The sequence below is a fragment of the Gemmatimonadota bacterium genome, assembly GCA_040388625.1.
Classification (GTDB): Bacteria; Gemmatimonadota; Gemmatimonadetes; order Gemmatimonadales; family Gemmatimonadaceae; genus Fen-1247.
On the sequence record JAZKBK010000006.1, the window covers coordinates 48,863 to 65,864 of the forward strand.

16 protein-coding genes are annotated in these 17,002 nt (G+C 62.0%); 7 read left to right on the top strand and 9 right to left on the bottom strand.

Annotated elements, in window-relative coordinates:
• Positions 1-38 precede the first annotated feature (38 nt).
• From V4529_13790 to V4529_13810, 5 genes are read left to right on the top strand one after another with little or no spacing between them, the layout of a single operon-like run.
• Entirely contained in the window at positions 39-1,202 is a 1,164-nt protein-coding gene (locus V4529_13790; GenBank protein ID MES2359399.1) for a cystathionine gamma-synthase, read from the top strand.
• Positions 1,199-2,200 carry a M48 family metallopeptidase gene (locus V4529_13795; protein ID MES2359400.1) on the top strand — a complete coding sequence of 334 codons (1,002 nt, stop codon included), beginning with the start codon at positions 1,199-1,201 and terminating at the stop codon, positions 2,198-2,200. Before V4529_13790 ends, V4529_13795 begins: the two co-directional genes overlap by 4 nt.
• The gene (purD, locus tag V4529_13800; GenBank protein MES2359401.1) at positions 2,197-3,525 is read left to right on the top strand and encodes a phosphoribosylamine--glycine ligase; all 1,329 of its coding nucleotides are present in this window, start codon (positions 2,197-2,199) and stop codon (positions 3,523-3,525) included. Before V4529_13795 ends, purD begins: the two co-directional genes overlap by 4 nt.
• Positions 3,518-4,348, top strand: coding sequence for a bifunctional DNA-formamidopyrimidine glycosylase/DNA-(apurinic or apyrimidinic site) lyase (gene mutM / locus V4529_13805; protein ID MES2359402.1), 831 nt, complete (start codon positions 3,518-3,520; stop codon positions 4,346-4,348). Before purD ends, mutM begins: the two co-directional genes overlap by 8 nt.
• Positions 4,349-4,362: 14 nt before the next feature.
• Positions 4,363-5,466: a GIY-YIG nuclease family protein gene (locus V4529_13810; GenBank protein ID MES2359403.1), complete on the top strand. Its 1,104-nt coding sequence runs from the start codon at positions 4,363-4,365 to the stop codon at positions 5,464-5,466.
• Positions 5,467-5,478: 12 nt separating this feature from the next.
• On the opposite strand, the gene V4529_13815 is transcribed toward V4529_13810, so the two are convergent.
• Positions 5,479-5,688, bottom strand: a complete 210-nt coding sequence (locus V4529_13815; GenBank protein ID MES2359404.1) for a hypothetical protein — start codon at positions 5,686-5,688, stop codon at positions 5,479-5,481.
• A 115-nt stretch (positions 5,689-5,803) separates the two neighbouring features.
• Here V4529_13815 and V4529_13820 point away from each other — a divergent pair, with 115 nt between their 5' ends.
• Positions 5,804-7,228, top strand: a complete 1,425-nt coding sequence (locus tag V4529_13820; protein ID MES2359405.1) for a DUF4403 family protein — start codon at positions 5,804-5,806, stop codon at positions 7,226-7,228.
• A 13-nt stretch (positions 7,229-7,241) separates the two neighbouring features.
• On the opposite strand, the gene V4529_13825 is transcribed toward V4529_13820, so the two are convergent.
• The 5 genes from V4529_13825 to V4529_13845 are packed head-to-tail and all read right to left on the bottom strand — an operon-like array spanning position 7,242 to position 11,868.
• Entirely contained in the window at positions 7,242-7,856 is a 615-nt protein-coding gene (locus V4529_13825; GenBank protein MES2359406.1) for a flavin prenyltransferase UbiX, read from the bottom strand.
• Complete coding sequence (locus tag V4529_13830; GenBank protein MES2359407.1) at positions 7,853-8,749, bottom strand: UbiA-like polyprenyltransferase; 897 nt, start codon at positions 8,747-8,749, stop codon at positions 7,853-7,855. Before V4529_13830 ends, V4529_13825 begins: the two co-directional genes overlap by 4 nt.
• Positions 8,746-10,218 carry a menaquinone biosynthesis decarboxylase gene (locus V4529_13835; GenBank protein MES2359408.1) on the bottom strand — a complete coding sequence of 491 codons (1,473 nt, stop codon included), beginning with the start codon at positions 10,216-10,218 and terminating at the stop codon, positions 8,746-8,748. Before V4529_13835 ends, V4529_13830 begins: the two co-directional genes overlap by 4 nt.
• Before the next feature lie 3 nt (positions 10,219-10,221).
• On the bottom strand, positions 10,222-10,971 hold the full coding sequence (locus V4529_13840) for a ubiquinone/menaquinone biosynthesis methyltransferase (protein ID MES2359409.1): 750 nt from the start codon (positions 10,969-10,971) through the stop codon (positions 10,222-10,224).
• 48 nt (positions 10,972-11,019) lie between these two features.
• Positions 11,020-11,868 (bottom strand): Mrp/NBP35 family ATP-binding protein, encoded by an 849-nt coding sequence (locus V4529_13845; GenBank protein ID MES2359410.1) that lies wholly within the window; start codon positions 11,866-11,868, stop codon positions 11,020-11,022.
• Positions 11,869-12,152: 284 nt separating this feature from the next.
• Here V4529_13845 and V4529_13850 point away from each other — a divergent pair, with 284 nt between their 5' ends.
• Positions 12,153-12,731, top strand: coding sequence for a PadR family transcriptional regulator (locus tag V4529_13850; protein MES2359411.1), 579 nt, complete (start codon positions 12,153-12,155; stop codon positions 12,729-12,731).
• A gap of 136 nt (positions 12,732-12,867) precedes the next feature.
• On the opposite strand, the gene V4529_13855 is transcribed toward V4529_13850, so the two are convergent.
• From V4529_13855 to V4529_13865, 3 genes are read right to left on the bottom strand one after another with little or no spacing between them, the layout of a single operon-like run.
• Entirely contained in the window at positions 12,868-14,367 is a 1,500-nt protein-coding gene (locus V4529_13855; GenBank protein ID MES2359412.1) for a Type 1 glutamine amidotransferase-like domain-containing protein, read from the bottom strand.
• A gap of 48 nt (positions 14,368-14,415) precedes the next feature.
• Positions 14,416-15,447: a bifunctional oligoribonuclease/PAP phosphatase NrnA gene (locus V4529_13860; protein MES2359413.1), complete on the bottom strand. Its 1,032-nt coding sequence runs from the start codon at positions 15,445-15,447 to the stop codon at positions 14,416-14,418.
• On the bottom strand, positions 15,440-16,984 hold the full coding sequence (locus tag V4529_13865; protein ID MES2359414.1) for an amino acid permease: 1,545 nt from the start codon (positions 16,982-16,984) through the stop codon (positions 15,440-15,442). The genes V4529_13860 and V4529_13865 overlap by 8 nt, the downstream gene beginning before the upstream one ends.
• Positions 16,985-17,002: the final 18 nt, after the last annotated feature.

Here is a 17,002-nt window from a genome sequence, read left to right on the forward strand (position 1 = left end):
TCTAAGAGGTATTCTAGCTTCCGATCCAACCCCCTGCCATGACGAAGATCTTCGACGAGGACATGTCCGCCGCCTTTGGGACCCGAGCGATCCACGCCGGCCAGCGCCCTGATCCGCTTTCCGGCGCGATCATGACGCCCATCTACCAGACCTCCACCTATGTCCAGGAGGGACTCGGCGTCAACAAGGGCTACGAGTACGCACGTGGTCGCAATCCCACGCGCGAAGCACTGGAGCGCAACGTCGCCGCACTCGAAGGCGCGAAATACGGCTTCGCCTTCTCGAGCGGTATGGGCTGCCTCGATTCCATCATGAAGCTGTTCAAGTCCGGTGATCATTTCGTCGTGGGCGAGAATGTCTACGGCGGTACATACAGACTGTTCGACAAGATCCTGCGCAACTACGGCATGACGTTCTCGTACGTGGACACGCGCGATACGCAATTGATCGCGGATGCGTGTACCAGCACTACCGCTGCAATAATCATCGAGACGCCGACCAACCCGCTCATGCGTCTCACCGACATCCAGGCCGCCGCCGACGTCGCGCACTCGCACAAGGCGCTGCTCATCGTCGACAACACGTTCGCGTCGCCATACCTGCAGCAACCGTTCACGCTCGGCGCGGATATCGTCTGGCACTCATCGACCAAGTATCTCAACGGTCACAGCGACATGATCGGCGGAATCGCGCTCGTCGATAACGACGATCTCGCGGCGCGCCTGCAGTTTGTTCTCAACGCCGCTGGCGCCGTACCCGGACCGATGGATGCGTGGCTCGTTCTGCGCGGGACAAAGACGCTGCACCTGCGCATGGAGCGGCACGACAGCAACGGTCGCGCGATCGCTGCATGGCTCGCAAAACGCATGGGTGAGGACAGAGTCTTCTACCCGGGGCTCGACTCCCATCCGCAGCACGCGCTGGCGGTGAAGCAGATGAAGGGATTCGGCGGGATGATCTCCATCGAAACGGGGAGCCGCGACGCGGCTGCACGCATGCTCGGCCGAGTCCACGTGTTCTCACTCGCCGAATCGCTCGGTGGCGTGGAGAGCCTCATCAATCACCCTGCCGAGATGACTCACGCGTCGGTCGAACCGGCACGCCGCGCCCAGCTTGGAATTACAGAAGGACTGGTGCGACTGTCGTGCGGAGTCGAAGATGTCGGCGATCTCATCGCCGACCTGGACCAGGCGCTCAGATGACAGGTGGCCTGCCAGTTCCCGCTCCGTCGCCACGACGCACGCTAACGGGCATCGCGCCGGTAGCGTGGGAGCACCCGGCTGACCGGGCAGCGCTGCAGACGTTGCGCGCAATCCCCGGACTCGACGAGCTCGTGCGCAGGGTGATGAGCTTCCTGGGTGAGCGCGGGGTGCGGCAGTTGTTCACGGCGGATTCCGTGCGCGTCAACGAGCGCCAGCGGCCCAGGCTCCATGCGTTGTACATGGAAGTCCTGGAAACACTCGACTGGCCCGAACGTCCGGATCTGTTCGTTACGCAGACTCCGTTCGTCAACGCGATGGCGGTCGGCTTTGAAAAACCGTTCATAGTTGTACACACCGGCGCGCTCGGAATTTTGGACGAGCCGCAGCAGCGCGTGTTGCTCGGCCACGAAGTCGGTCACGTCATGAGCGGACATTCAACGTACTCGACGCTCGCACTGCTCTTTCTGTCGTTCGGCTTCAACGCGATTCCCGGACTCGGCCTCATTGCTCTTCCAATTCAGCTTGCGTTGCTGGAGTGGTATCGCAAGGCCGAGTTCTCGGCGGATCGCGCAGGGCTGCTCGCATCGCAGGATCCGATTCAGGCCATGCGCATGTTCCTCCTGTTCGCCGGTGGCAAGGGCGACGCGACCGAGACCAATCTCGACGAGTTTCTCGCGCAGGCTCAGGAATACGAAAGCGATAGCGGTGCGATTGATCTACTGTTCAAGCTTCTCAACGTTTCCGGCCGCACCCACCCGTTCAACACCGTGCGGGCCGCCGAGCTCCAGCGCTGGATTCAGGCGGGCGGCTACGATGCGATTATCAATGGCGAATACGCGAGGCGAGGCGCACCGAACGAACGCCCGCTGACCGACGATTACGCCGATGCTGCCGGATATTACGGCGAGAAGATGAAGGGAATGATGAATCAGGTGGCCGATGCGGCGCGACGTGCGACCGATACGATGAACAACGTGTTCCGCAACGAGGACGAGTGAAGGTTCTGATAGTTGGCGGTGGCGCGCGCGAGCACGCGATCGCATGGAAGCTGTTGCAGGATGATCCGACGCTCGACCTGATTGCCGCACCTGGAAATCCCGGGATCGCCACCCTTGCGCGATGCGTCGCGATTCCCGCGGACGACATCGTTGCGTTGTTGGCGCTCGCGCGCGCCGAGCGACCCGATCTCACCGTCGTCGGCCCCGAAGCTCCGCTGGATGCGGGAATCGCTGACGCATTCCACGCCGAAGGCCTGCCTCTCTTCGGGCCGACGCGCGCCGCGGCGCGTATCGAGACGTCCAAGCGATTCGCGAAGGAGCTGATGCTGCGCGCCGGTGTTCCCACTGCGCGTGCGAGTCATCATACGTCGGTCGACACAGCACTGCGCGCCGCTCACGCGATCGGCGCGCCCGTAGTGATCAAGGCGTCGGGACTTGCTGCAGGAAAGGGTGTCATCATCGCCGAGACAATGGCGGAAGCCGAACGCGCGATCACGGAGATGCTCCAGACTGGAGCGTTTGGCGATGCCGGCAAGGAGATTCTGGTCGAGGAGTTCATGTCTGGCGAGGAGATGTCCGTCTTCGCCGTCTGTGATGGCCAGCATTCGCGGCTGATGATCGGCGCGCAGGATCACAAGCGTCTCGAAGATGGGGACATGGGGCCCAACACCGGCGGGATGGGCGCGTATGCGCCGGTATCGCTCGATACGACATCTCTGCAGGCGCTCGTCAAGGTGACGATCATCGACCGCGTACTCGCTGCGATGCGAGACGACCACTCGCCATTTTCGGGCCTGTTGTACGCCGGACTGATGCTCACGGCAACTGGGGTGAAGGTCGTCGAATTCAACTGTCGCTTCGGCGATCCGGAAACGCAGGCATTGTTGCCGCTCATGTCGAGCTCGCTGTTGCAACCATTGCTCACGGTCGCTCGCGGCGAATCACTGGTCGATACACCGGAGTTCGAGTGGCACGCCGGCTCCAGCGTGACTACTGTTCTCGCGGCCGCGGGCTATCCGGGAAAGGTTCGGAAGGGTGACCCGATCTCCTTCCCCGAGCCGGAGGACGGTGTTTACGTATTTCACGCAGGTACGAGAGTGGCGGACGGGATGAAAGCACAGCGTTCCGACGAGCCGCCAGTGGTCACGGACGGCGGACGCGTGCTGTCTGTGACCGCTGTCGCGCCTACACTCCACGCAGCGAGCAATCACAGCCGGCGCTACGCGGAGCGCATCCGGTTCGCGGGCAAGCAGATCCGACGCGACATCGCATGGAGGGAGCTCGCGAGAGAGATGCAGCTGTCCGACCACAGGACGAATGCCTGAGCTGCCCGAAGTCGACACGATCGCGCGAGGTGTGAACGAAGCGGTCGCCGGCCGCACCATCGAAGCGGTGGGGCTGCCGCGCCCCGACGTATTGCGCGAGGTGACGGCGCGCACCTTCGCCAAACGTGTACGCGGCACGCGGATTACCGGCGCGAACCGACGAGCCAAACACATCGTCATTTCCCTCGACACGGGAGACTCGCTGGTAGTGCAGCCGCGGTTCACCGGCGCTCTGCTCGCCACGCGAGGCAGCGAGCTCACCGATTACGACCGCACCTACATCGCCGTGATGCTGGGTCTCGACTCCGGCTTCGTTCTGGCTTATCGCGATGTCCGGCGGCTGGGAACTGTCGCGTTGATGGATCCGACGCGACTTGTTGACTATTTCGGCGAGCTGGGGGAGGAGCCGCTGGAGGAGGGATTTACGGCGGAGCGTCTTTCCGCTATTCTTCGCGCGTCGCGGCAGCCCGTCAAGAAGGTGATCATGGATCAGTACAAGGTCGTTGGCGTCGGCAACATCTACGCAAACGAAGCGCTCTGGCGCGCCGGAATCGATCCGTCACGAATGGCGAAGGACGTCACGCCGGCGGAAGCTGCCGACCTGCGCAACGCGATAGTGTCCGTGCTGCGAGAGGCAATCGTGGCGGGAGGGTCCAGCATCCGCGATTACCGAAACGCGAGTGGTGAGGCTGGCGAGTTCGTGCAATTCCTGTCGGCGTACGGCCGCGCCGGAGAGCCGTGCCACCGTTGTGGCGCGAAACTGATCGGAACACACGCGATCGATGGCCGCCAGACAGTGCTCTGCGCGCACTGCCAGCACTGACGACGCGCATCCCGATGGCAAGGAAGTCACGCGCGTACACGTTCAAGGAGCCGACAAGCGACGAGCAGCTCGCCGCGATGCGCGCTGTGGTTCGCGAATCTGCCCGCAACGAACCAGGAGTCTATCGTATGATCGCCGAGAACGGCGAGATCGTGTACGTCGGCAAGTCGAAGCAGATTCGCTCCCGTCTGATGAGCTACTTTCGCGCAGCGTATCCAGAAGACAAGGGCGCGCGCATCCTGCGTGACGCGACCCGCATCGAATGGGACTACGAGCCGAGTGAATTCGCCGCACTGTTGCGCGAGCTGAGACTGATCAAGCAATACCGCCCAAGATTCAATGTGGCGATGAAGCGCGACGCCAGGCACTACTCGTTCATCAAGATCTCGCGCGGCGCGGCTCCAAAGCTCAACGTCGTTCGCGGCGCTGGTCCCGATGACGCAGCGGTGTATTACGGCCCATTCGTCGGCGCACAGCGCGTGAGCGAGGCGGTGCGCGAGCTGAATGACGTGCTGGGACTTCGCGATTGCCGGAGCGACATGCCGATCTACTTCGCCGATCAGCGCGAGCTCTTCCAGCTGGGGCGCACGCCCGGATGCATTCGGCACGAGATCCGAAAGTGCCTCGGACCCTGTGTCGGTGGATGCACCGTCGCGGAGTACGATCACCAGCTTGCGCTTGCACGTGCATTTCTCGAGGGCTCCGATGCCGGACCGGCTGACACACTCCGTCGTCAGATGGAGGCGGCGAGCAACGCACTGGAATTCGAGCGCGCCGCGATCTTCCGCGACAAGCTGTCGCGCCTCGAAGCTCTGCGCGAGCAGTTCGACCGGCTACGCTTCGCCGTGGAGTCGCTCTCTTTCGTTTACAACGTGGAAGGCTTTGACGGCCGCGATCGGACGTACGTCATTCGCCGCGGCATCGTACGAGCGGAGCTGGACAGCCCAAAAACTCGCCGCGACAAGGCCGCAATGCGCCGGCTGGTGGACGACATATTCGGCGAAAAGCCGACAAGCTGCTCGTCCATCCCGACTCATGAGATAGACGAGCTGCTGCTACTGTCGAGTTGGTTCAGGAGATTTCCTCAGGAGATGCAACGCGCCAGCCGCGTTGCCTGAGAGAGGGAGAGACTACTTCTTTTCGGAGTGCTCGTCGCTGGCCCTCTTCTCCGTCGCCCGGGGATCAGGCTCGCCGGTGCTCGCATCCAGCACCGCTTCTGTAGAGTCGGGCGAGTCCATGCCACGGCCTACCGTACGACTGCCAAACTTCTCCGCTCGTTTTTCCGCGGACGACTCGTCGTGAGCGCCGGCGTGAGATTTGCTTTTGTCCCTGTCGTTCATTCGAACCTCCGTAAAATTTCCGTCTAACCAGAAAACCGTGGATGTGCATTCATCATGCCCGGATGGATCGCCCGCTGAGCACCTCGTGCATCGCGGCTCGCAAGCCTGAACGCTGATGACGCCGAGTCGGAGGCGCGCTGAGCTGTTCCTGCTCTTCTGCCTACCCCTCGCCCAGGCGTGCCGGCGCGAGAAGCCTGCGACCATAACCACTGCTCAGCTCGATTCGCTCCCCGCCCCGCCGCCGCTCCCCTTGTCCCACTTCAATATTCCGCTGGTGTACGACTATACACCGGTACTGGCGGTCGTCGAGCGAGCAGTTCCCAGGAAATTCGGATCGATCGATAGCGTCCGCATGGTCGGGAACGATCCTAACAGGCATTACGCGTACGAGGCGGTACGCGGTCCGTTCACGACCTTCGGAAGCGATAACGAAGTACACCTGCGCGCGACTCTTTCGTACGCAGCGCGCGGGTATTTCAAGCCGCGTTTCGGCCCCACGATCAGTGCAGGCTGCGGTGGCGATTCGGCGGCCGACCGCCCGCGCGTAACCGTCGAGCTCATCACGCCATTGACACTGACATCGGACTGGCACCTGTCCTCGCGTGCGCGCATCGGTCGACTTGGCCCGGCATCCAGCGCCGACAGAGACCGGTGTACGGTGAGCATAATCCGCTACGACGTCACGCAACGTGTGATAGATGCCGCACACGATGCACTCAACTCGCACCTGCCGGACATCGACCGAAAGATCTCACGCGTCGATCTTGGCAGTCATTTCGAGGAGTGGTGGGGTCTTCTCAACAAACCGATTCGCCTCACCGATAACGTCTGGTTGCTGCTCGGACCGGAACGGCTCCGCATGGGTGAGGTGAGCGGCTCGGGCGACGACCTGATAGTCGACGCCGGCCTCGATGCACGCCCACGAATCGTTACCGGTGCCGAGCCGCATATGAACGTTCCGCCTCTCCCGCCCCTCGCGCGCGACACCGCGGCAACAGGATTCCACATCGTGCTCGGCGGCCTCATGAGTTACGCCGACGCGTCCAAGACGATCACGGATGCGCTGAGGGGAAAACCAATCACGGAAGGAGGCCGAACGGTGACGGTGCAGAGTGCACGCGTGTCGCCGCTGCCTCAGGGTCGTCTCGCGCTTGCAGTCACCTTCACGGGTGATGCCAATGGCACACTGGTCTTCGCCGGCAAGCCCGCTTACGATCGGAGTGCGGGCGAGTTGCGCGTGCCGGATCTCGATTACGACCTGAACACCGACAGCGAGATCATCAGCGCGTACAGCTGGCTCCGGTCCGACGCGCTGCGCGAGCTGTTCAGAGAGAAGGCTCGGATCCCAGCCGATCTTCTCATCGCCAAGGGACGATCGCTTCTCAGTGACGGACTCAACCGCAAACTGGGCGATGCCGTAACGCTATCGGCGCAGGTGGACTCGGTGGACGTCGCGGGGATATATGTAACCGCGCCTGGCATCGCTGTTCGCGCGGTCGCAAGCGGCAACGCCGGGATGAAGGTGAAGCAGAAGAAATAACGTAACCATGTGGTTACGTATCCTGTTCGACTCCCCAGCGGCGGCAGAGTGAATGCTCGACACCCATCTGGTCCAACACACGGGCGACGACGAAGTCCACCAACTCCGGTATCGACTTGGGTTGATGATAGAATCCCGGGGCGGCAGGAAGGATCACAACGCCTTCCCTGCTCAGTTTCAACATGTTCTCGAGATGAATGCTCGAAAGCGGCGTCTCACGCGGCACCAGAATGAGTTTGCGTCGTTCCTTGAGCGCCACATCCGCGGCGCGCTCGACGAGTGACCGTGACGAGCCGGCAGCGATCGCGCTCAGCGTTCCCATCGAGCACGGACAGATAACCATCCCAGCACTTCGTGCAGATCCGGATGCCGGAGCCGCACCACGATCCGCGTCGTCGTAAACGGTGATGAGGTCATCCCAGGCGCGGCCACCGACGGCATCGCGAAGTGCGCCGACAGATTCGATTCCGGTTTCCGTCGACAGCAGCCGGAATCCGTGGCTCGAGACTATCAGCGATACGCGTTGACCGGCAACGCATAGCTGCTCCAGCAACCGCACCGCGTACGGCGCTCCGGATGCACCCGTGATCGCAACCGTGAAAGGAATGCGCGGCCCGACGCCACTCATGATGCAACCCGCTCGGCGAATACGAACCCGAAGTACACGATGCTGATGATGCCGTTCATCGTGAAGAACGCCGCATCGAGTCGACTGATGTCACCAGGCTTCACGAGCGTGTGCTCGTACAGGAGGAGGCCGGCTGCGACGACGACACCGGCCGTGTAGATCGCGCCGCCGCCCACCGCGAACCCCACCGACGCAAGCGCGATGATCGTGATCGCGTGCAGAACACGCGCTGTCAGCAGCGAGCCGCGCTCACCCCATCGGACAGGAATCGAGTGCAATGCGTTGCCGCGATCGAATTCGACGTCCTGAAGCGCGTAGAGAATGTCAAAACCCGCGACCCACGTCGCGACCGCGATCGCGAGCACACACAACATCCACCACGGACTGGCCCACGTCCCCGTTACCGCCAGATAACCGCCGACTGGCGCGATCGAGAGTCCCACGCCGAGCACAACGTGCGACCAGCGAGTGAATCGTTTGGTGAAGCTGTAGAAGAAGACCCAGCCCAGTGCGATCGGTGCCAGAAGAAAGCAGACGTGATTGAGCTCGAATGCGGCGAACAGGAACACGCCGCAGGCGACCGCGACCGCGATCATCGCCTCGGTAACGCCAAGCGCGCCGCTTGGCAGCTCACGCATCCGCGTTCGCGGATTCAGCGCATCGATTTCCCGATCCGCTATGCGGTTGAATCCCATCGCCGCGAACCGTGCCGCGGTGAACGCGATCACGACCCAGCCGACCTCCCGCAGCGTTACAGGCGTGTGATAACTCGCGAGCACGACGCCGACGAGCGCGAAAGGCAACGCGAAAAGCGTGTGTGGAAGTTTCACGAAGTTCACGTACCTGACCACCCGCGATACACCATGAAATGTCTGCCCTTCGCGTGCTGTCATAGCCCGAGCTCGCTCCACATCGCGTCGACCCGTGCTTTCGTGGCGTCGTCCATCGCGATTCGGGCCGGCCAGTTGCGCGTGAATCCTTCCTCGGGAAACTTGCGCGTCGCGTCTATCCCCATCTTGGATCCATATGTGAATGCTCTGCTCGAATGATCCAGAACGTCCATCGGCCCCATTGTAAAGCGAGTATCGCGCTCGGGATCGATGTTATTCAGCGCAACCCACCATGCCTCGAACGGGTTGCGAACGTCCACGTCTTTGTCCACGATCACGAGCACCTTCGCGAGTGACATGAGTCCCTGCCCCCACATGGCGTTCATCACCTTGTACGCCTGCCCCGGGTACTGCTTGTCGATCGAAACGAAGACGAGATTGTGGAATATCCCTTCCGCGGGCATGTGGTAGTCCACGATTTCCGGGATCGTCAGCTTGAGCAGCGGCAGGAAGATCCGCTCGGTGGCATGGCCGAGGTAATAATCCTCCATCGGCGGCACGCCGACGATGGTCGTTGAATAGACCGCATCTCTGCGCATCGTCACAGCCGTGACGTGAACGCGCGGATAGTAATCGGCCTCACTGTAGAATCCAGTATGATCTCCGAACGGACCCTCGACTACGAGATCTTCCGAAGGATCGATGTATCCCTCGAACACAAAATCCGCCTCGGCCGGCACTTCCAGGTCGCATGTAACAGCTTTTACCAGCGACACTGGCTCCTTGCGAAGGAATCCTGCAAAGATGAACTCGTCCACCGTGGGTGGCAGCGGAGCGGACGCCGAGTAGATCGACGCCGGATCGGCGCCAACCGCGATGCACACGGGCATTCTCTCCCCGCGCGCGGCCATCTCGCGCCAGTGCGCGGCTCCCACCTTGTGGCGCTGCCAGTGCATCTTGAGCGTGTTGGGCGAGTCATACTGAACGCGATACATGCCGACGTTGCGTATTCCGCGCTTGGGATCCCGGGAAATCACCATCGGCAGCGTGACGTACGGGCCGCCATCTTCGGGCCAGCAGGTAATGATTGGAATGTTGCGCAGATCTATCCTGTCGCCCTCGAGCACGATTTCCTGACAGTGCGCCGCACCGGAGCGAATGCGGGGAGGAAACTTGGCCACCTCCATCAACCGCGGAAGCAGAGACAGCTTGCCGATGATCCCTTCGGGAACTTTGAGGTCCATCAATGCGGTGATGCGCGCACCGATATCGTCCAGGTCCGTGACACCCAGCGCCATCGCCATCCGGCGCATGGATCCGAAGAGATTGATGGCAACCGGATATGTCGATCGGCGGCCGTCGTCCAGGATGACATTCTCGAACAGGAGTGCCTTTCCGCCGCCGGCCTGTTTCATCACTCTGTCGCTGATCTCGCACAGCTCGAGCTTCGCCTTCACCGCATGACGGATTCGCACAAGCTCACCCGCTCGTTCCAGCTCAGCAATGAAGTCACCAACCGAGTCGAGCGTCATCGGTTAGTGCTTCTCACCGATGTGGATTGCGACCACGCCGAAAGTGTACGAGCGCCAGCGCACGGATTCAAAGCCTGCGTCGCGCATGCGCTGCGCAAGATCGATTTCCGACGGGAAGTGTGCAACGGATTTTGGAAGGTAGTTGTACGCACTGTGATGCCGCGCCACGGCGTTGCCGATGAGCGGGCAGAGATGATTGAAGTAAAGCCGATAGATCCAACCGACCAATGGGTTCTGTGTAACACCGAATTCGAGAATGACAAAACATGCGCCGGGCCGCAGCACGCGATAGACCTCACGCAGCGCCGCGTTGAGATCCACCACGTTCCGGATTCCAAAGACGACGATTGCACCGGCCGCGAACTCGTCGGTGAACGGAAGGTCCAGTGCGTCGGCAGTAACAGGCCGTACGACGTCGCGCGACACCTTTCCCAGTCCCGCGCGCAGCATCGGCTCGGCGAAATCAGCTGCGACGACGGAGCCATGGAAGTTCGCGAGCGACGCGATCTGCGACGAGATATCGAGCGTTCCGGCGCACAGATCCAGATATGTCGCACCAGGATCGCGCGCGATATTGAGATCGCGTATCGCCTTCCGACGCCACCACTGATCCAGCCTGAAGCTGATGATCCGATTCACGCGATCGTAATGCGGGGCTATGTCGGAAAACATCTGCTTGACATAGCCCCTCTTCACCGCGGCACCGGTCGCAGCGGCGTCCGCGGTCGCGCGTTCGGTTTCCAGTGCCGTCATGTCACCAAAGTTGCCCGCCGCGCCAGATACAGGCAAGCGGAGGATGTCTCAACTCGCGAATGACTGCCGCACGAGTCCTGCGAGCTGCGCGAGCGCCTTCGCCGCACCCGAGTCCGGCTCTGCGACGACGATCGGGCGTCCCGAATCGCCGCCCTCCAGCACGCGCGGATACAGCGGAATCTGAGCCAGCAGTGGCAGTCCGAGCGAGTCCGCCAACTTCTGTCCTCCCCCCGATCCGAACAACGCACTTGGTTTTCCACAGTGCGGGCACTCGAAATAGGACATGTTTTCGACGATGCCGATTATTGGAACGCCCACACGCTCGAACATCTTCGCGCCACGCAGCGCGTCGCCGGCCGCCACATCCTGCGGAGTGGTAACGACCAGCGATCCATGCACGTGAGTCGCCTGCACGAGCGATAGCTGTGCGTCACCGGTGCCCGGAGGCATATCGACGATGAGATAGTCGAGCTTGCCCCACGCGACGTCGCGGAGGAATTGATTGATCACCTTCATGATGATGGGTCCACGCCAGATCGCCGGCTGGTCCGGAGGAACGAGAAACCCAAGCGATACGACGCGGACGCCGAAGGCTTCGTGCGGCACCATCCTGTCGTGGTTGTCGAGGCGCGGCGGGCCGTCCAGTCCCAGCATGCGCGGCACGTTTGGACCGTAGATGTCTGCGTCCATTATTCCCACGCGAGCGCCGTCCCTTGCCAGCGCGACCGCGAGATTGACTGCGACGGTGGACTTGCCCACACCGCCCTTTCCGCTCGAAACGGCAATGATGTTGCCGAGGTCAGGGAAGGCAACCGGAGTCGGCGGTGCGACCGTTTTCGGGGTGGGAGCCTGATCCATTACCGGAAGCGCGCGGCCCCGGGGAGTGTCTTCTGTCATACCCAAATGTAAATGCTGCCGTCGCCATCCCGCGGCACGACGCCTCTGCGTCGGCGCCTGGGAGCCCACCGGAATGCTCATCTGCGCGAACGAGGGAATCCCTGCGCTCGATCTCCGGGTCCAACGAGTGACCGGAACGCCTCGACGACGGGTCGGTTCCAGTCTTCGCGGGAAGGGCGAGGGGCCGATCCCTACCCCCTTGACCCGATATAACACCGATATATCTTAGACCTAACGATATATCGTACGATATATCAAACTATATCTTCGAGAGGAAGTCAATCATGCCAGGATTTGATTGCGGCGCCGGCTGGATGCGCAGAGGGATGTGGAAGGGAAACTGGGGCTTCGATGGCTCCCAGTTCTGGGGAGCCGGCCCGTGGCGTCCACGCGGCGGACCGCGTAGCGCTCGCGTGTTCGACCAGGGCGACCTCAAGTACGTGATCCTGCAATTGCTGGTCGAGAAGCCGCGCCACGGCTACGAGATCATCAAGGCAATCGAGGAGCGCTTTGGCGGGGCGTACTCGCCAAGCCCGGGGACCGTATACCCCACGCTCACGATGCTGGAAGACATGGGGTACGCCCGCGTGACGCCTGAAGAGAGCGGCAAGAAGGTGTACGAGATAACTGACGAAGGTCGCAAGTATCTCGAAGAGAATCGCTCGGCAGTCGATGATATCTTCTCACGGATCACCGAGTTCGCGCAGAGCATATTTGGTGAGCCGATGATGCAGGTACATCGCGCCATGAAGGATGTGGGACGCGCCGTGTACGTTCAGAACGCGAAGCGGACTCCGGAGCAGCTCAAGCGCATCTCGGATATCCTCGAGCGTGCTGCCGCGGAAATCTCGACGGTCGTCTAGCTGCACAACCGGTCGCCGTCAGCAGACGGAAAAGCCCGTGCAATCGATGCACGGGCTTTTTCCTTTCGCCTGGCTCACTCGGGAAGACGCGGCTCTGCAAACGCCGGCCACGGGCGAACGCCCGCGACCGCAACAATTAGCGACGTGCAGTCGCGTCGCTGGTCAAGAGCCGATCCGTTATCATGTCCGCCATGCGTGCGGCGTCCGCCGTCGGGTCGTTCGTCAGCACGATCACTACGGCGTGCCTGTCCGGAATCCGTACGAACGCGTCGCGCTTGCCATCGGCTGCACCGAACGCGGAAAGCCGCGCCACGCCATGGTACGTGTCTGGTTGCCAACCCTTCGCGTGGTCTGCGCCGGCGTAGCTCCGTGGGTCTTCGAGTCCCAGCGCGAGTCGATAAAGTTCGTCCACATCGGATTCCACTCTACCGTCCGCTGTCGCTACCGTTCGATGCAGGCCGATCGGCACACCCAGCTGACGCGTGACGCAAGCCTGAAGTGGCGTTGACGGTGCGGCCACTCGCGCACCCGCACCGGTTTCACCAGCCTGCGCACGATCGGCATTGGCCGCCGGCAGTTGCGCGCACAGCGCCGAAAATACCGCCGACATCGCGCCAAGTTGAAACTGAGGAAGCGTTGTAGTCGGCATGTACTTCGTCTGCGGCGGCACGCCGTAGGACCGGTCGACGAACACCTCGCCGTTCTGCGCGACGAGCACCGTTGCGCCGCCCGCGGTCGGATCATCGTATTTGCGGAAGAGCGAGTCGACGAATGCAGCACTTACGCGTGGATCGTCGGCAGCACGGTGCAGTACGTGGCGAGCGCCAAGGTCATACCTGTCACCTGGATGCAACGTGAGAAACGGCTTGCCGGAATCCGTCGCATCCCTGCCGCCATACACGAATGCCTTGTCGCGGCCGATGACAGTCGCCGTATCACCGCGCACTACCCACGCCGTTCCTTCGTCCTCGGACATCCCGAGCAGATTCGGGTGCGACGTCATGATCGAGTCGGCGAGATCGGCCAGGCGCTCCCGGGCGACGACATGCTGGTCGATTCCAACGTTGCGCAGATACGCGAATCCCTTCTCATAGCCTGGATAGGCCATGATCCGGTTGTCGTTCGATGGCGCACCCCGAATGAGGAAGTCGCCGAGTATCGACGCACCAGCCGACGATCCGCCGACGACGCCACCGCGGGCGAGTACGTCTCTGAATGCCTGCTCCGTCTTCGTACCAGCGTATGCGTCGACGAGATGAAACTGTCTTCCACCCTCGAACCAGACGCCGCCAGCGTGCTCGAGCACCGCTGCGAACGAATCCGCGTCCGCAAGCTTCCGGTCTGTCGTGAAGAGAACGTGTACGTTCCTGGCGCCAGCGTTCTTCCACATGCGCGCTCCCGGCGCGTCCTGTCCGTACGATGCCGCGCCGCCAGCGTTCGGCACGTCGACGATCAGCGCGTCCGGTCCGCCTGCGGCCTTGATGAACGCGTCAGTTATCTCCGGGCCGAGCGCGCCGCCGCCAACCACGATCACTGTTCCGTGCGGGGGGCCGACTCTCGTTGCAGTTGATGTCTGAGCCTGCATGACGCCCGAGACGACAATCGCCGCGGCGATTATGCGATGAACGATGAACACACGCCCTCTCATCAAGGAAGTATTGCGGAACATTGCCGGTGGGCGCCGCTATTCCGCCGTAGCTGGCCCCAGATACAGTCGCGCCGCGGCGATCACGCGCTTCTGCACCTCGTCGAGACTGCCCTCCACCATTGCACCCGACGCCTTCACGTGCCCGCCGCCGCCGAATTGATGCGCAAACTCGTTCGCGTCCACACCACGCGTGGTGCGAAATGAAATCTTCACGCGATTGTGGCCGAGGTCGCGAAAGAAGATCGCCATGCGCGTTCCGGCGACAGACCGCGCATGCTCCGCGATCCCTTCGAGATCCTCCGGCCGTACGTTGTGCTTCTCCGTCGCGCCAGCTGGAACCGATATCCACGTCAGACCGTAGGTCGAATCGACCTCGAGCGTTGCAAGCGCTTCGCGGAGCAACGTGAGACGGCCAACCGGCATCGACGCGTAAATGCGCTGGTACATCTCTTCGGGCTCGACACCTTCTGCCAGCAGCTGCGCCGCTACCGCGTGGCACCGCGGCGACGTGTTGCTGAAACGGAAGCCACCGGTATCGGTAACGAGCGCCACGTACAGTGAATTCGCAATCGCGGCCGTGATGTCGAACCCCAGCACGAGTCCAACGTCGTACACGAGCTCGCCAGTCGCGCACGCGGTCGTATCCGACAGTATCTCCTCACTCGGCGGGTCATCGCTCGGGACATGGTGATCGATCACCAGCTTCGGCACCTGGAGCCCGCGAACGACATCAGCGAGTTTTCCAAGTCTGCGAAGGTCGGCGATGTCGAGCACGATGACGACGTCCGCCTTGCGCATGACATCCGCGCCACCGTCGCTCAACTCGACCATGCGTACGTCGTCGCCGAGCAGAAAGCGAAACATCTCGGGCCATGGCGTCGGATTGACGATGGTGACCGTCATTCCTCGCTGCGCCAGCATCCGTGCGAGAGCAGTCTCCGAGCCGCAGCCGTCGCCGTCGGAGTTGATGTGGGTGGATAAAACAATCGAGCGTCCCGCGCGCAACTCGCGCGCGAGACGCTCGATAGCCGTCCGGCGGGCGGCCGGAACGGCTAGAAGATCACGCACCAACCTTTTCGGCCCGCCCGAGCTTCGAATGGCTCTTCCCGTAGAGGAAGTAAATCAGGAGACCGAGTGCCATCCATACGATCAGACGGATCCACGTATCGCTCGGAAGCGATCCCATGAGCGCGCCGCAGCTGATGATGCCGAGAATCGGAACGAGTGGAACGAGCGGCGTACGGAACGGACGCTCGAGGTTCGGCTGACGATAGCGCAACACGATCACGCCAGCGCAGACGATGACGAATGCGAGCAGCGTGCCGATCGAGACGAGCTCTCCGAGAAGACCGATCGGAAAGTAGCCGGCGATGACCGCCGCGACGACGCCTGTGAGGATCGTCGTGACGTACGGCGTCTGGAATTTCGGGTGAACCTTGCCGAACACGGGCGGGAGCAGACCATCGCGTGCCATCGAGAAGAAGATGCGCGGCTGTCCCATGAGCATCACCAGCACGACCGATGCAAGACCGGCGATCGCGCCGATGTTGACGATCGGGCGCATCCACGCGAGCGCAGGACCGGCGGCTGCAATTGCGACGAACACCGGATGCGGCACGTCGAGTGTCTTGTAGTTGGCAAGACCCGTCATGACGAGCGCCATCAGGATGTACAGCACGGTGCAGATCGCGAGCGACGCGAGAATGCCTATTGGCATGTCGCGTTGCGGATTCTTCGCCTCCTGCGCAGCCGTGGACACGGCGTCGAAGCCTATATACGAGAAGAACACGACACCCGCCGCACGCGCAACGCCGCTCCATCCAAAGTCACCGAAGTGGCCCGTGTTGGCCGGTATGAACGGATGCCAGTTCGCCTTGTTCACGTATGCGAAACCGAAGGCGATGACCAGCAGTACGATCGCGACCTTCACGATCACGATGATGTTGTTGAAGTTCGCCGACTCCTTGATGCCCACCACCAGCAGGGCAGTCATGAGCAGCGTGAGCACGATCGCCGGAACGTTGATGACGCCCTGCACCGCGGTCAGACCCGGAGCGCACGTGGCGAGCGTGTCGGTGACGATCTGGTTGGTCGTCGGTGATATACACAACGTCGACTGCACGAGATGGTGCGTCCCAACCACTCGCAGCGGAGCCTGGGCATACTGATACGGGATGTGAAGCCCGATCTCGTTCATGAATGCCGTGAAGTAGCCGCTCCAGCCTACCGCTACAGTCGCGGCTCCGAACAGATACTCGAGGATCAGATCCCAGCCAATGATCCAGGCGATGAACTCGCCAAGTGTTGCATAACCATAGGTGTACGCGCTTCCGGCGATGGGAATCATCGCCGCGAATTCGGCGTAGCAGAGGCCGGCGAAGAGACAGCCTATTCCAGCCAGGATGAACGAGTAGACGACTCCCGGACCGGCGTGTTGCGCTGCTGCGGTTCCGGTAAGGACGAAAATTCCTGCGCCGATGATGGCGCCAATGCCGAGCGTTGTAAGGTTGAGCGCGCCAAGCGCGCGGCGCAACGTTCGCTCCTCTCCCTCCCCACTCGCTTCAGCCTGAAGCAGCGCGATGCTCTTCCGCGACCCAAGTCCCATGTAATCCCCTCGACGAGT

Coding starts and splice junctions, on each gene's coding strand:
- V4529_13790 (MES2359399.1), top strand. CDS start 39: ATGACGAAGATCTTCGACGAGGACATGTCCGCCGCCTTTGGGACCCGA.
- V4529_13795 (MES2359400.1), top strand. CDS start 1,199: ATGACAGGTGGCCTGCCAGTTCCCGCTCCGTCGCCACGACGCACGCTA.
- mutM (MES2359402.1), top strand. CDS start 3,518: ATGCCTGAGCTGCCCGAAGTCGACACGATCGCGCGAGGTGTGAACGAA.
- V4529_13810 (MES2359403.1), top strand. CDS start 4,363: ATGGCAAGGAAGTCACGCGCGTACACGTTCAAGGAGCCGACAAGCGAC.
- V4529_13815 (MES2359404.1), bottom strand. CDS start 5,688: ATGAACGACAGGGACAAAAGCAAATCTCACGCCGGCGCTCACGACGAG.
- V4529_13820 (MES2359405.1), top strand. CDS start 5,804: ATGACGCCGAGTCGGAGGCGCGCTGAGCTGTTCCTGCTCTTCTGCCTA.
- V4529_13825 (MES2359406.1), bottom strand. CDS start 7,856: ATGAGTGGCGTCGGGCCGCGCATTCCTTTCACGGTTGCGATCACGGGT.
- V4529_13830 (MES2359407.1), bottom strand. CDS start 8,749: ATGACAGCACGCGAAGGGCAGACATTTCATGGTGTATCGCGGGTGGTC.
- V4529_13835 (MES2359408.1), bottom strand. CDS start 10,218: ATGACGCTCGACTCGGTTGGTGACTTCATTGCTGAGCTGGAACGAGCG.
- V4529_13840 (MES2359409.1), bottom strand. CDS start 10,971: ATGACGGCACTGGAAACCGAACGCGCGACCGCGGACGCCGCTGCGACC.
- V4529_13845 (MES2359410.1), bottom strand. CDS start 11,868: ATGACAGAAGACACTCCCCGGGGCCGCGCGCTTCCGGTAATGGATCAG.
- V4529_13850 (MES2359411.1), top strand. CDS start 12,153: ATGCCAGGATTTGATTGCGGCGCCGGCTGGATGCGCAGAGGGATGTGG.
- V4529_13865 (MES2359414.1), bottom strand. CDS start 16,984: ATGGGACTTGGGTCGCGGAAGAGCATCGCGCTGCTTCAGGCTGAAGCG.